Below are 14,620 nucleotides of genomic sequence, written 5' to 3'. Positions count from 1 at the left end.
CGCGGCATTCGTCCGAATGCCGGAACCTGCGCGCCGCGGGACCTTCACCAGACAGCAGTAAAAATCCAAGGATAGGCAATGCGCCGACGTTCTTCCCTGCCGGTCACATTTCTGGTTCCTACTCTCGCCATCCTTCTGGTGCTGTCGATGGTGCCGACGCTCTACGCCATCGTGATCGCCTTGCAGAACCGCGAGTTGAGCACGACCGGCTACTCATGGGTGTGGTTCTCGAACTTCGCCGATCTCTTCCTCGACCGCCGTTTCCTCAACGCCGTCTGGGTTTCGGTGAAATGGGAGATCGTCACCGTGGTAGCGACGATGGTGGTGGCGATCGGGCTGGGTGTGCTGATGTTCGAGGTCGCCGGCCCACGCCTGCGCAATTTCTATTGCCTTTTGTTCATCATCCCGGTGCTTTTGCCGCGCGTCTCGGCCGCCTTCGTCTGGAAGTTCGCCTATCACCCGCTCTACGGCATCGCCACCTATCCCTACCGGCTGATCACCGGCGGGCTGATCTTCGATCCGCTGTCCAAGCCGGGCACCGCGCTCTTCGCCGTCGCTTCGGTCGATGTCTGGCAATGGGGCCTGTTCTTCGCCGTCATCGTGCTGAAGCTGCTCGAAACACTGCCGCCGCAGCCGATCGAGGCGGCTAGGCTCGACCACGCCAAGCGCTGGCAAATCCACGCCTACGTCACCTTGCCGATGCTGAAGGCGCCGCTGATCAGCCTGATGTTCGTCAAGATGATCGAGTCGCTGCGCTCCTTCGACCTGATCTATGTGATGACGCGCGGCGGGCCGGGCGTCGCGACCGAAACGCTCGACATGTACGCCTTCTCGCAAGGCTTCATCGAGTCCGGCAAGGTCTCCTACGCATCGGCCATGGCGGTGCTGATGATGATCGCGACGGTCATCACCTTCACCATGCTGTGGAAGCGGGTGCAGGCATGAAGCCATATCCGATAAGACCGGGCCGTCTGGTCGCCAAGGCCATCCTGGCGCTGGCCGGGTTCCTGGCCGTGTTCCCGCTTCTGTGGACGGCGCTCAACGCGCTGAAGAACAATGTCGACATCATCACGCGGGTGCCGAAGGTGATCTTCAAGCCGACGCTGGCCAATATCGGCTACATCCTCGGCCGGGACAGCGTGCTGACCGGGCTCTACAACTCGGTCGTCGCCTGCGGTTCGGCGGTGCTGATCGGCATCGTGCTCGGCCTGCCGGCGGCCTATGCGGTGGCGCGCTATCCCAACCGCTTCGCCGGCGACATCCAGTTCTTCGTCCTGTCGCTGCGTTTCCTGCCGCCGGTGGCGGTCGCCATCCCGCTGATGGTGATCTGGCTGCAAATCGGGCTCTACGACACTTTGCCGGCGCTGATCGTCACCTACTCGCTGCTGACCATCTCGGTGATCATGTGGCTGGCTATCCCGGCCTTCCAGGGCGTGCCGAAGGAGATCGAGGAGGCGGCCTTCGTCGACGGTTACGGCGTTTATGCCGTCTTCTGGCGGATCGCGCTTCCCGTCGCGGCGCGCTCGCTGATCGGCGCCATCGCCTTCAGCTTCGTGCTGGTCTGGAACGAGTTCCTGATCGCGCTGATGCTGTCGAGCTCCAACGCCAAGACGCTGCCGATCGTGGCTTCCGAGCTCTCCCAGCAAGGCATGAACGTGCCCTGGGGAATCCTCAACGCCTCGGTCGTGCTTCTGTCGCTGCCGCCGCTTTTGTTCCTCGGCGTTCTGAGCGGCTTCCTGAATTCCGTTTTCCGGCAAAAGAAAAGTTGATGCGAGGATACCCGATGCGGGCACTGGTGCTTGAGAAAAAAGGCGAACTGTCGCTGCGCGAGATCGCGCTGCCGCAAGACGTCGGACCGGACGACGTCAGGATCGCCATCCACACGGTCGGGGTCTGCGGCAGCGACGTGCATTACTACACGCACGGCGCCATCGGCAGCTACATAGTTCGCGAGCCCATGGTGCTCGGCCATGAGGCTTCGGGAACCATCGTCGAGGTCGGCGCCAATGTCACGAATCTCAAGGTCGGCGACCGCGTCTGCATGGAGCCCGGCGTGCCGAACCTTGCGTCGCGAGCGACGAAGCTCGGCATCTACAATGTCGACCCGGACGTCCGCTTCTGGGCAACGCCGCCGGTGCATGGCGTGCTCGCGCCCTACGCCGTCCATCCGGCGGCCTTTACCTACAAGCTGCCGGACAATGTCTCCTTCGCCGAGGGCGCGATGGTCGAGCCCTTCGCCATCGGCATGCAGGCGGCGGCGCGCGCTCGCATCGTGCCCGGCGATGTCGCCGTCGTCGTCGGCTGCGGCCCGATCGGCATCATGATCGCGCTCGCCGCGCTGGCGGGCGGCTGCTCCAAAGTCCTGATCTCGGACTTTTCCGCGCCGAAGCTGGAGATCGCTGCCCAGTATCCAGGCATCGTGCCGGTCGATATCGGCAAGCAATCGCTGGTCGACGCCGTCGCGGCGGCCACCGACAATTGGGGCGCCGACATCGTGTTCGAGGCGAGCGGCAGCCCGAAGGCCTTCGCCAACCTGTTCGACGTGGTGCGGCCGGGCGGCGCGGTGGTGCTGGTCGGGCTTCCGGTGGAGACGGTCGAGCTCAACGTGCCGGCGGCGATTTCCAAGGAAGTGCGCATCGAGACCGTGTTCCGCTACGCCAACATCTTCGATCGCGCCCTGCAGTTGATCGCCTCAGGCAAGGTCGACCTCAAGCCGCTGATCACCGGCACCTATGATTTCTCCGAGAGCATCAAGGCGTTCGAGCGCGCGGCGCAAGGCAGGCCGCAGGACGTCAAGCTGCAGATCCTGCTGACCGGGGAGAAGGGATAAAGATGTCCGCGATCGTTTGCTCCCATGTCGACAAGGCCTATGGCGCCACGACCGTCATCCGCGACCTCAACCTCGCGATCGAGGAACATGAATTCGTCGTGTTCCTGGGGCCGTCCGGCTGCGGCAAGTCCACGCTTCTCAGGATGCTGGCCGGGTTGGAGGATATCAGCGGCGGCGAGGTGTCGATCGGCGGCAAGGTGGTGAACGATCTCGAGCCCGGCGATCGCGGCATCGCCATGGTGTTCCAGAATTATGCGCTCTATCCGCACATGACGATCTTCGACAACATCGCCTTCGGATTGAAGCGGCAGAAGGTGCCGGCGAACGAGATCAGGAAGCGGGTCGAGGCGGTCTCGAAGACGCTCGGGCTGGAGCCCTATCTCGGCCGCAAGCCCACCGAGCTTTCCGGCGGCCAGCAGCAGCGTGTGGCGATCGCGCGCGCCATGATCAAGACGCCGAAAGTGTTCCTGTTCGACGAGCCGCTCTCCAACCTCGACGCCAAGCTGCGCAATCATATGCGCGTCGAGATCGCCAGGCTGCACCAATCGCTGAAGACCACCACCGTCTATGTCACGCATGACCAGCTCGAGGCGATGACGCTGGCCGACCGCATCGTGTTGTTGAAGGATGGCGTGATCGAGCAGATCGGCTCGCCGGCCGAAATCTATCGCCGCCCGGGCAATCTGTTCGTGGCCGGCTTCATCGGCACGCCGAACATGAATTTCATCGACGTGACGGTCGGCAAGGGCAAGGATGGCTGGACTCTGACCGGCGCCGGAACCGTGCTTTCGCTCGGTGGCCAGAGTTTCCACCTGCAGCACGGCGATCGCGCCGTGCTCGGGATCCGGCCGCCCGACCTGACGCTGGCCGGCGTGGGCGCAAGCAACGTCCTGCAAGGCACCGCCGATCTCATCGAGTTCCACGGCAACGACGCGCTGGTAACCTTCGGCTCCGGCGGCAAGGAGATCAGCGCGCTGGTGCCGGCCCGCGAATGCCCGGAGTTACGCGCGCCCGTGCGCTACACGTTCGAGGAAGAGAGCATCCACCTGTTCGACGCGGAGACCGGCAAGTCGCTGCGCAAGCAGTAGAGCAATTCCGCCCGGAATTGCCTGGGGGATGCACACATTTCCAAGTGGCTGGTCTATGGCGATAGCGTGCATTGGAGCTTGGCGCATGCATTGGCTAATGTAGCGCTGGTCGACCCCCACTCCGTCTCGGCTTCGCCGAGCCACCTCTCCCCCGTTCGACGGGGTAGAGGAAAGGCGCCAAGCTTTTTAGCCATCAACTGTCGTCCAGCAAGGCTCCCTTCCTTTCCCTCCGGAGGGGGGAAAGGTGGCGCTGCGAAGCAGCGACGGATTGGGGGAACCACGCGGCAATCAAGCCTCGGCCTGATCCGTCACGCCAGTCACAGAAGATGTGTGCATGGCGTAACCGGAATTGCGTGGATGGAAGCTATCCGATCGCGTCGAGCGCCTGCCGCTGGCGGTGCATCTCCAGGAAGATCCGGTAGTCGCGGTCGAAGCGGGCGCCGGCTTGCTTGTTGGGGGCGCGCGTCCTGCCGCCCTGCTGCATGGCGACGCAGGCCGCGTTGAGGTCCGGGTAGAGGCCTGCGGCGGTCGCCGCCACCATGCCGGTGCCGAGCAGCACCGCCTCGTCGGCCAACGGCTCGACCACCGTGCAGCCGGTGGCGTCGGCATAAAGCTCCATCAGAAGCGGGTTCTTGGTGTGGCCGCCAGTGACATGCAGCGTGTCGATCAGGTAGCCGTTCTCGTTCAGCGCTTCCAGCACATGGCGCACGCCGAGCGCGATGCCGACGGCGGTGCGCCAGTAGAGCTTGCACAGGCTGTCGAAGGAGGAATCGAGCGTCAGGCCGCTGATGACGCCGACCGCGTGCGGGTCGGCGAGCGGCGAACGATTGCCGTGGAAATCCGGCAGCACATGCAGCCTTGCCGCCAGCGCGTCGCCATCCTCGGCGCGCAGCTCGGCGACGCGCCGAGCGATCTTCATATGCATGGCCGCGTCCGGCTCGCCGCCGGCGCCATGCCAGCGGATGATGTGGTCGAGCAGCGCGCCGGTGGCCGACTGGCCGCCTTCCGACAGCCACAGCCTCGGCAAAGCCGCGCCGTAATAAGGGCCCCAGACGCCGGCAAAGGGCTGCGGGTCGGGCGACATCGCCATGACGCAGGACGATGTGCCGGCAATCAGCGCCAAGTGCCGGCTGATGTTCTTCTCGTCGCCGGCAAAGCCGCCGAGAACGCCCAGCGCGCCGGCATAGGCATCGATGACGCCGGCGCCGACCCGGCACTTCTCGGTCAGGCCGAGCTCGGCCGCGGCCTTCGCCGTTAGCGGACCGATATCGGTGCCGACCGGGCTTGCCTTTTCCGGCAGATTGCCGTGCTCGAACAGGTCGCCGAGCCCGACGAGCTCGAAGAAATCGCGCCGCCAGCTCTTTTCCTCATGCGCGAGATAGGTCCATTTCGCCGTCAGCGTGCATTGCGAGCGGGCGAGCGAGCCCGATGCCTTCCAGGTCAAGAAATCGGCAAGGTCGAATAGATAGCCGGCTTCATTCCATGTGCTCGGCAGATGACGCTTCAGCCACATCAGCTTCGGCGTTTCCATCTCCGGCGACATCACACCGCCGATATAATCGAGCACGGCGTGACCGCTTGCGGTGCATTCATCGGCCTCGGCGATGGCGCGATGATCGAGCCAGACCATCGTGTCCCAGCGCTTCTCGCCCGTGACCGATACGCTGATCTGGCCACCCTGCCTGTCGCGCGCGACCAGCGAGCAGGTCGCGTCGAAAGAGATGCCGGCGATATCGCCGGCGGCGACGCCGGATTTTTGGAGCGCGGACCGCACGGATTGGCACACCGCCGACCAGATGTCTTCCGAATCGTGCTCGGCATGATCGGGCTTGGGCTGATGCATGGCGATCGGATGATCGGCGCGGCCGAGCAGGTTGCCGCGCGCGTCGAGAATGCCCGCGCGGGCGCTCCCGGTGCCGACATCGACCGCGCAAACGAAACTCTTGATCAAGATGCTTTTTCTCTCGCTCCCAGGCCTGCAATCAAATCGGGCAATTGCAGCATGTCAGCGAATATAAAGTCCGGTTCCGTCGACGCAAGCCGCGCCTTGAGGGCGGGATTGGCGGCATGCGAGCCGCCGGTGAAGGCCAGGACGCGCATGCCGGCCGCGCGCGCGGCGGCAACGCCGGCCGGGCTGTCCTCGATGACCAGACAATTGCAAGGACGCGCCTGCATGCTGGTGGCGGCATGAAGGAAAAGGTCGGGCGCCGGCTTGCCGCGTTCGACCATGCTGGCGCTGAACAGATGCGGCTCCAGCAGCGGCAGCAGGCCGGTCACGTCGAGCGCATAGCGGATGCGCTCCAGCGTGCCGGACGAGGCGACGCAGCACGGCAGTCCGAGCTTCGGCAGCACCTCCTTGACGCCGGGGATCGGCTTCAATTCCTCACGGAATTTGCGCATCAGGTCGACGCGCATGGCGGTCAGATGCTGGTCGCTGATGTCGAGCCCGAACTCTTGGCCGAGTATCTCGCGCACGCTCTTCATGCTCTTGCCCAGGAAATGCTCGTAGGCCGCGTCCTCGCTGACCGTGCCGCCGGCGAGCTCGATCATGCCGAGCAGCGCCGAGACCGAAAGCGCCTCGCTGTCGACCAGCACGCCGTCACAGTCGAAGATGACCAGCTCAGGCGTCATCGCGGATGCTTCCAGCTAAGCATTTCCAGGAAAAGTGTGAGCGGTTTTCCGTCCGGAATTGCGTAAAAAGAGACAGAGGCTTTCAGAGCTTTCCAGCGAGATAGCGCGTCAGGGTTTCGCGCGCGCCGTCCGCCCACAGCGCCTTCAACGCATGGCCAAAGGCCTCGGCGAAGGCGGGCGAGCGGCCGACATCGCCGTAGATGTCTTCCATCGCCAGCCAGGCCTTGGGATCGGCCTTAGCCGCCTTCGCGGTCGCCTGCATGCGGTCCCAGTTCGGATCGTTCGGCTCGATGACGGCGCCGCTGTCAGTGGTGCCGAAGCAATAGCGGCACCACAGGGCCGATTCCAGCGCGAGGCCGGCGACGCCCTTGCCCGCCTTCAGCCGGTCGGCGATCGTCGGGATGATGAATTTCGGCTGGCGGTTGGAGCCGTCGAGGCAAAGCCGGCGGATCGTGTCGCCGATCTTGGGATTGGAGAAGCGGCGCTCGATGAGCTCGTAATAGTCCTCCAGATCGGTGTTGGGCACCGGCGGCACGGTCGGGATGATCTCGTCATGCTCGAGCATCGACAGGAATGCGCGCACCAGGGGCTCCTGCATGGCTTCATGCACGAAATGGATATCCATCAGGCCGGCCGGGTAAGCGATGGTGGCGTGGCCGCCATTGAGGATGCGTATCTTCATCAGCTCGTAAGGCGAGACATCCTTGACGAATTGCACGCCGACCTTTTCCAACGCCGGGCGGCCGGCGGTGAAACGGTCCTCCAGCACCCATTGCTTGAACGGCTCGCAGAACACCGGCCAATTGTCCTCCAGCCCGAAATCGTCGGCGAGGATCTTGCGCTCGCGGTCGGTGGTGGCAGGGGTGATGCGATCGACCATGCCATTCGGGAAGGCGACCTTGTCCTCCACCCATTTGGCGAGGTCCTCGTCGATCAGCCGCGCAAGGCCGATGACGCCGTCGGAGGTGACGTGGCCGTTATGGGGGATGTTGTCGCAGGACATGACGGTGAACGGCACGATGCCGTCGGCCCGCCGGCGCAGCAGGCCGGCCAGGATGATGCCGAACACGGTCTTGGGCACAGCACCCGGCTGCGCGTCGGCGACGATGTCGGGATGGGCCGGGTTGAACTTGCCGGAGGCCGGGTCGATGAAATAGCCGCCTTCGGTGATGGTCAGCGAGACGATCTTGATCGCCGGATCGGCAAGCCGCTCGATGGTGGCGGCCGCATCGCCGGGCGTCAGGAAATCGATCATCGCGCCGGTGACGCGGGCGCTCATATGACCCTGGTCCTGCTCGACGACGGTGGTCAGCCAGTCCTGTTCCTGCAGCTTGGCGCGACCGATCTTCTCGCCTTCGAACACGCCGGCGCCGATCAGCGCCCAGTCATGGCCCTCGCCGGTGCCGAACAGGTCGTCGAGATAGACCGCCTGATGGGAGCGATGGAAGTTGCCGACGCCGAAATGGACGATGCCCGCCTTCAGGACAGAGCGGTCATATTTCGGGCCGGCGACCTTGGCCGGCAGCATGGCGAGGTTCGAGGAAGAGAGTCTTACGGTCATCTCATTTACCCTTTGGCCGATCTGCAGCCCGACTGTTCCGCCTCCTTCGGATGGCGAGGATGAGGGGCAACACCCGGTATTCCAGTATGCTGCCCCTCACCTGCCCCATGGCGTCTTCTCCGGAGGAAAGAAGAGAAGCGCCTCCCCCTCAACTCATCCATTGGCCGCCGTCGACATTGTAGGTCTGGGCGACGATGTATTCGGCCTCGTCACTGGCGAGGAACACGGCCATGCCGGCGAGATCTTCCGGCTTGCCCATGCGACCGTAAGGCACACCTTCGCCGACCAGCCGCTTCTTCTCGCCCTTGGGCCGGTTCTCATATTTTGCGAAGAGCGCATCGACCTGGTCCCACATGTCGCTGTCGACGACACCCGGCGCGATGCCGTTGACGTTGATGCGATGCTTGATCAGGTCGAGCCCGGCCGATTGGGTGAGCGAGATGACGGCCGCCTTGGTGGCGCAGTAGACCGCGACCAGCGGCTCGCCGCGGCGACCGGCCTGGCTCGCCATGTTGATGATCCTGCCGCCTTTGCCACGCGCGATCATCGAACGGGCAGCCGCCTGCAGCATGAACAGCGTGCCGGCGACATTGACCGCGAACAGTTTTTCGTAGCTCGCCCTCGTTATCTCGACGATCGGCGCGAGGTCGAAGATCGCCGCGTTATTGATCAGCACGTCGAGGCCGCCGGCCTTCACTTCGACCGCCTTCACCGCGGCCTCGATCGAAGCCTGGTCCGTGACGTCAAGCCTGATCGCGTAGGCGGCAGAACCGATCGCTTTCGCCGTCGCTTCCGCCGCTTCAATGTCGATATCGGCAATTGCGACTGTCGCGCCTTCGCGCGCATAGGCTTCGGCGAAGGCCCTGCCGATGCCGCGCGCCGATCCGGTGATCAGCGCCGATTTGCCTTTCAACCTCACTGCACCAGCGCCTTGCCGTCGGCGCCGAAGCGATGGAGCTTGGCCTTGTCGGGGGTCAGATAGACGGTGTCGCCATGCTTCACCGCGACCTCGCCGTCGGCGCGGACATTGATGGTGCCGATGCCGTCCGCCTGGACGTGCAGGAAAGTGTCGGAGCCGAGGTGCTCGGCAACGCCGACCGTCGCCTTCCAGTCGCCGGCCGAGGTCGAGATGTTGAGATGCTCGGGCCGGATGCCGATGGTCTTGGCGCCATATTTCTCTGCCGGCGCGCCTTCGATCATGTTCATCTTGGGCGAGCCGATGAAACCGGCGACGAAGAGGTTCTTCGGCGTCTTGTAGAGCTCCATCGGCGAGCCGACCTGCTCGATGTTGCCGGCATTGAGCACGACGATCTTGTCGGCCATGGTCATGGCTTCGACCTGGTCGTGGGTGACGTAGATCATCGTCGTCTTCAACTGATGATGCAGCTCGCTGATCTCAAGCCGCATGGTGCCGCGAAGCGCAGCGTCGAGGTTGGACAGCGGCTCGTCGAATAGGAAGGCCGAAGGCTGGCGCACGATGGCGCGGCCGATGGCGACGCGCTGGCGCTGGCCGCCGGACAGCTGGCCTGGGCGGCGCTCGAGATAGTTGGTGAGGTTCAAAATGCGCGCGGCGTCCTTCACCTTCTTGTCGATGGTCGCCTGGTCTTCGCCGGCCATCTTCAGCGGAAAGGCGATGTTCTTGGCGACCGTCATATGCGGATAGAGCGCGTAGGACTGGAACACCATGGCAAGCTTGCGCTTGGCCGGGGCCTCGCGGGTGACGTCGCGGCCATCGATGCTGATGGCGCCGCCGCTGGTGTCCTCGAGCCCGGCGATCAGCCTGAGCAGCGTGGACTTGCCGCAACCCGACGGGCCGACGAACACCACGAACTCGCCGTCCTCGATGTTGAGGTCGATGTTCGGAATGATCGTCGTCGACCCGAAGGACTTGGAGACGTTCTTGAGCGCGATGTTTCCCATGGTTTCCTCCCGGGGATGGTCTTCGTCGTCCGCCGCTTGGGCGTTGCTACTTCACGGCGCCAAAGGTCAAGCCGCGCACCAGCTGCTTCTGGCTGAACCAGCCCATGATCAGGATCGGCGCGATCGCCAGCGTCGAGGCCGCTGACAGTTTTGCCCAGAACAGGCCTTGCGGACTGGAGAAGGAGCTGATGAAGGCCGTCAGCGGCGCGGCATTGGTGGTGGTGAGCCGGATGGTCCAGAACGCCTCGTTCCAGGCCAGGATGATGTTCAAGAGCATGGTCGAGGCGATGCCGGGAACCGCCATCGGCGTCAGCACATAGATGATCTCGTTCCACAGCGAGGCGCCGTCCATGCGCGCCGCTTCCAGGATCTCGCCCGGGATTTCGCGGAAATAGGTGTAGAGCATCCAGACCACGATCGGCAGGTTGATCAGCATCAGCATGACGGTGAGGCCGATGCGGCTGTCGAGCAGGCCGGTGTCGCGGAAGATCAGGTAGATCGGGAACAGCACCGCGACGGCCGGCATCATCTTGGTGGACAGCATCCACATCAGGATGTCCTTGGTGCGCTTTGTCGGAGAGAACGCCATCGACCAGGCCGCCGGGACCGCAATCAGGATCGCAAGCAGCGTCGAGCCGACCGACAGAATCACCGAGTTCAGGAAGAACTTGAAATAGCCGCTCTGCGCCTGCACCTCGGCATAGCTCTCCATGGTGCCGGACGGGATCAGTGCAAAGCCCTGGATCGCCTCCTGCTCGGACTTGAACGAGGTGATGATCGTATAAAGGATCGGAAAGAAGATCAGCAGGGCGACGATCCAGGCCGCGGCCGTGGCGATGGTCTTGTGCTGGGTGGTGACTGCGCGTGCCATGTCAGGTCCTCCCGTATCGGCGATGTTGGCAGCAGGGTCGCCCCCCACTCCGGTTTGCTGCGCAAACCACCTCTCCCCCGATCGACGGGGTAGAGGAAGGGCGCGGCTTCGATGCAGGCGTTTCCTCTCCCCCGGGCAGGGGGAGAGGTGTCCCGCGCAGCGGGACGGAGTGGGGGTGGTTCAGCGCAAGCGGCATCGTCTCCCCCTACTTGTCCAGGTTCTTGCCGACGGCGCGCATGGCGAAGAAGGCAACGATGTTGGCGAGAATGACGGCGATCACGCCGCCAGCGGACGCCTGACCGATTTTGAACTCCAGGAGCGCCTTCTGGTAGACGAGGAAGGGCAGGTTGGTGGAGGCATAGCCCGGGCCGCCATTGGTGGTGACCAGGATCTCGGCATAGACCGACAGCAGGAAGATCGTCTGGATCAGGATGACGACGGTGATGGCGCGCGACATATGCGGCAGCGTCAGATAGATGAACCGGCTAATAAAGCCGGCGCCGTCCATCTCGGCCGCTTCCTTCTGCTCGCCGTCGAGCGATTGCAGCGAAGTCAGCAGGATCAGCGTGGCGAAGGGCAGCCACTGCCAGGCGACGATGAGGATGATAGCGGTCAGCGGATGCTGGCCGAACCAGTCGATCGGCTCGGCGCCGAAAAAGCGCGCTATATCGGCAAAGACGCCGTATTGCGGATGCATGATCATGTTCTTCCAGACCAGCGCCGCGACCGGCGGCATGACGAAGAACGGCGAGATGACCAGGATGCGCACGATGCCCTGGCCCCAGATCGGCTGGTCGAGCAACAACGCCAAAAGGATGCCCCCGATCACGGTGATGACCAGCACGCTGACAACGATGATGAGCGTGTTGAGGATCGAGGAGAGGAAGGCCGGGTTGGAATAGAACAGCGCGTAATTGGAGAAGCCGACAAAGCCGTTACGGATCGGGTTCAGCGGATTGTATTGCTGGAACGAGAACCACAGCGTGAACAGCAGCGGCACGATCATCCAGACGAACAGCAGGATCACCGATGGCGCCATCATGAAACGGGCAAGCGAACGGGTTTGCTGAGTAGCCATGACGGTCACCCTCCCAAGGTCAGCCGGATTTTCAGAGTCGTGCCAGAATTTTCCCGATTTTGAAGGGTGGCCGCCCGAACTGGGTTTCGGGCGGCCCCTTGCCGGTCATGATGCGCTACCGGCGTTCGGCACCGGGAGGAGCCTTACTTGATGTAGCCGCCTTCCGTCATCGCCGCGGTGGCGGCGTCCTGAGCCTGCTTCAGCGCGTCGTCGACGCTCGACTGGCCGGCAAGGGCTGCCGAGAAGAGCTGGCCGACGGTGGTGCCGAGGCCCTGGAATTCAGGGATGGCGACGAACTGCACGCCGACATAAGGCACCGGCTTGACGGTCGGATGCGTCGGGTCGGCGGCATTGATGGAGTCCAGCGTCATCTTCGCGAAGGGCGCCGCCTTCTGGTACTCCGGATTGGCGTAGAGCGAGGAGCGCGTTCCAGGAGGAACGTTGGCCCAGCCCTCCTTCGAGGCGACGAGCTCGAGGTAGTGCTTCGAGGTCGCCCATGAAACGAATTTCTCGGCGGCGTCGGCCTTCTGGGTGCCGGCGGGGATGGCGAGCGACCATGCCCACAGCCAGTTGCCGCGCTTGCCGAGGCCGTTGTCGGGCGCCAGCGCATAGCCGACCTTGTCCGCGACCTTCGAGGCCTTCGGATCTGAGACGAAGGACGCCGCGACCGTGGCGTCGATCCACATGCCGCACTTGCCCTGCTGGAACAGCGCCAGATTCTCGTTGAAGCCGTTGGACGAAGCGCCTTCCGGACCGTCGGCCTTCATCAGGTCGACATAGAACTGCAGCGTGTTCTTCCATTCCGGCTGATCGAATTGCGGCTTCCAGTTCTCGTCGAACCAGCGGGCGCCGAAGGAATTCGACATGGCGGTGAGGAAAGCCATGTTCTCGCCCCAGCCGGCCTTGCCGCGCAGGCACACGCCATTCACGCCATTGGCGCGGTCGGTCATCTTGTCGGCGGCCTGCTTGATGAAGTCCCAGGTCGGCGCGTCGGGCATCTTCAAGCCAGCCTTTTCCATCAGGTCCTTGCGGTACATGACGAAGGAGCTCTCGCCGTAGAAGGGCGCGGCATAGAGCTTGCCGTCGACCGAAAGGCCGCCGGCGATGGCCGGGATGATGTCCTTGACGTCATAGTCGTCGCCGAGCTTGTCGAGCGGCAGGAGCCAGCTCTGCTTTGCCCAGATCGGAACCTCGTAGGTGCCGATGGTCATGACGTCGTACTGGCCGCCCTTGGTGGCGATATCGGTCGTGACGCGCTCGCGCAGCACGTTCTCTTCAAGCGTCACCCAGTTGAGCTGGATGTCGGGGTTGGCCTTGGTGAAGTCGTCCGTCAGCTTCTGCATGCGGACCATGTCGCCATTGTTGACGGTGGCGATGGTGATGGATTCGGCATGCGAGGCGAAAGCGAGGGCGCTGGCCGACAACAGGCCCAGGGTGAGCGTGCGAAGTTTCATCAAATTCCTCCCATAAACCAAGATGAGCATTTGCCTTGGTTCTGAGCAATTACTCACTTGGCGTGAATTATGTCAACCCTGAATCTGTGCTGCAGCGCAGCAGAAATGATGCCGCGCGACCCGGTCGAGCGACGCGCCGGTATCCTAGGGAGGAGGACGGTGAGGGCTATTGGCTTACGGGCAGGCGATCTCGGCCAGGAGCCAGTCGCGGAAGGCGCGGATCTTCGGCACGTTGCGGCGCGCCGTCGGATAGACCAGCCAATAGGCATGGCCGTCGTCGCCGACGAGGTCGAAGGGCTGGATCAGCCGACCGTCGGCGATCTCGTTCTTGAACAGGGCCCTGGTCAGGATCGCAACGCCATGGCCGGCCATGGCCGCGTTCGCTTCATAGGCCTGCGCGCCCATGCTGGAGCCCGGCCGTTTGGCGAGATCATGCCCAGTCACGCCGGCGGCCTCGAACCATTGCGTCCACCAGATGTCACCGGGGTCGAGGATCGGCAGGCGCAACAGGTCCGCCGGCTCCTTCACGCCGCCGATGCTCGCCGCGAGCTTCGGGCTCAGCATCGGCGTGAAATCGGCGTCGAGCAGCTTATGCGCCTCCAGGCCCGGCCATTTGCCGGCGCCGGAGCGAATGGCGAGATCGACATCCTCGCGCGCGAAATCGGTCAGGCGGCTCGACGTGTCGAGCCGCACGGCAAGTGCCGGATGCGCGAGCTGGAACGCGCCCAGATGCTGCGCCAGCCAGTTCGAGGCAAAGGTCAGCACGGTGGTGATGCAGAGCAGGCCGTCGGCGCCACCGCGCGCCGCGGCATAGGCCTGACCCAGGATAGCGAAGGCTTCGCTGACGGCGGGCGCCAAGCGCTGGCCGGGCTCGGTCAACTCGATCTGTCGTGGACGGCGCAGGAACAGCGGCGCGCCGATGCGCTCCTCGAGCAGCTTGATCTGGTAGCTCGCAGCCGCCTGGGTCATGCCCAGCTCCTGCGCGGCCTTGGTGAAGGACAGGTGCCTGGCCACCGCCTCGAACACTCGGATCGCCTGCAGCGGCGGCAGGGGCGCAAGCTGCGGAGAGCTGAGATCGGGCATAAGGCCTCCTTATGGGTCATGATCGAGGTTTGATTGGAAGCACGAAGCGGCCAGACCGATATTTGGGGTCGACGATCAATCCAGTTCAAGCATTGCGAAGGCTG

At 63.9% G+C, this 14,620-nt stretch carries 13 protein-coding genes; 4 read left to right on the top strand and 9 right to left on the bottom strand.

Annotated elements, in window-relative coordinates:
- Window positions 1-78: 78 nt before the first annotated feature.
- Genes LB520_RS15010 through LB520_RS14995 form a run of 4 tightly spaced genes read left to right on the top strand, consistent with a single transcriptional unit; the run spans window position 79 to window position 3,918 of the window.
- Window positions 79-945, top strand: a complete 867-nt coding sequence (locus LB520_RS15010) for a carbohydrate ABC transporter permease (protein WP_224531626.1) — start codon at window positions 79-81, stop codon at window positions 943-945.
- Between the two features lie 11 nt (window positions 946-956).
- Window positions 957-1,769, top strand: a complete 813-nt coding sequence (locus tag LB520_RS15005) for a carbohydrate ABC transporter permease (RefSeq protein WP_411969894.1) — start codon at window positions 957-959, stop codon at window positions 1,767-1,769.
- Window positions 1,770-1,783: 14 nt separating this feature from the next.
- Window positions 1,784-2,830 carry an NAD(P)-dependent alcohol dehydrogenase gene (locus tag LB520_RS15000; RefSeq protein WP_224638000.1) on the top strand — a complete coding sequence of 349 codons (1,047 nt, stop codon included), beginning with the start codon at window positions 1,784-1,786 and terminating at the stop codon, window positions 2,828-2,830.
- A gap of 2 nt (window positions 2,831-2,832) precedes the next feature.
- A complete protein-coding gene (locus LB520_RS14995) occupies window positions 2,833-3,918 on the top strand; it encodes an ABC transporter ATP-binding protein (RefSeq protein WP_224637999.1) in 1,086 nt (361 codons plus the stop codon).
- A gap of 364 nt (window positions 3,919-4,282) precedes the next feature.
- Here LB520_RS14995 and LB520_RS14990 read toward each other — a convergent pair whose 3' ends face one another.
- From LB520_RS14990 to gcvA, 9 genes are all read right to left on the bottom strand, one after another.
- Entirely contained in the window at window positions 4,283-5,869 is a 1,587-nt protein-coding gene (locus LB520_RS14990; RefSeq protein WP_224637998.1) for an FGGY-family carbohydrate kinase, read from the bottom strand.
- Window positions 5,866-6,549, bottom strand: coding sequence for an HAD family hydrolase (locus tag LB520_RS14985; RefSeq protein WP_224637997.1), 684 nt, complete (start codon window positions 6,547-6,549; stop codon window positions 5,866-5,868). Before LB520_RS14985 ends, LB520_RS14990 begins: the two co-directional genes overlap by 4 nt.
- Window positions 6,550-6,631: 82 nt before the next feature.
- Entirely contained in the window at window positions 6,632-8,110 is a 1,479-nt protein-coding gene (locus LB520_RS14980) for a mannitol dehydrogenase family protein (protein WP_224637996.1), read from the bottom strand.
- 148 nt (window positions 8,111-8,258) lie between these two features.
- Window positions 8,259-9,029 (bottom strand): L-iditol 2-dehydrogenase, encoded by a 771-nt coding sequence (locus tag LB520_RS14975; RefSeq protein ID WP_224637995.1) that lies wholly within the window; start codon window positions 9,027-9,029, stop codon window positions 8,259-8,261.
- On the bottom strand, window positions 9,026-10,030 hold the full coding sequence (locus LB520_RS14970; protein ID WP_224544809.1) for an ABC transporter ATP-binding protein: 1,005 nt from the start codon (window positions 10,028-10,030) through the stop codon (window positions 9,026-9,028). The genes LB520_RS14975 and LB520_RS14970 overlap by 4 nt, the downstream gene beginning before the upstream one ends.
- A gap of 46 nt (window positions 10,031-10,076) precedes the next feature.
- Window positions 10,077-10,901: a carbohydrate ABC transporter permease gene (locus LB520_RS14965; protein ID WP_140846390.1), complete on the bottom strand. Its 825-nt coding sequence runs from the start codon at window positions 10,899-10,901 to the stop codon at window positions 10,077-10,079.
- A gap of 205 nt (window positions 10,902-11,106) precedes the next feature.
- Window positions 11,107-11,979, bottom strand: coding sequence for a carbohydrate ABC transporter permease (locus LB520_RS14960; RefSeq protein WP_224637994.1), 873 nt, complete (start codon window positions 11,977-11,979; stop codon window positions 11,107-11,109).
- A 143-nt stretch (window positions 11,980-12,122) separates the two neighbouring features.
- Complete coding sequence (locus LB520_RS14955; RefSeq protein WP_224637993.1) at window positions 12,123-13,433, bottom strand: ABC transporter substrate-binding protein; 1,311 nt, start codon at window positions 13,431-13,433, stop codon at window positions 12,123-12,125.
- Window positions 13,434-13,607: 174 nt separating this feature from the next.
- Window positions 13,608-14,516, bottom strand: a complete 909-nt coding sequence (gene gcvA, locus LB520_RS14950; protein WP_224637992.1) for a transcriptional regulator GcvA — start codon at window positions 14,514-14,516, stop codon at window positions 13,608-13,610.
- Window positions 14,517-14,620: the final 104 nt, after the last annotated feature.

The sequence above is a fragment of the Mesorhizobium sp. CA12 genome (assembly GCF_020165255.1).
GTDB lineage: Bacteria > Pseudomonadota > Alphaproteobacteria > Rhizobiales > Rhizobiaceae > Mesorhizobium.
This window is presented reverse-complemented; position numbering and strand designations above follow the sequence as displayed.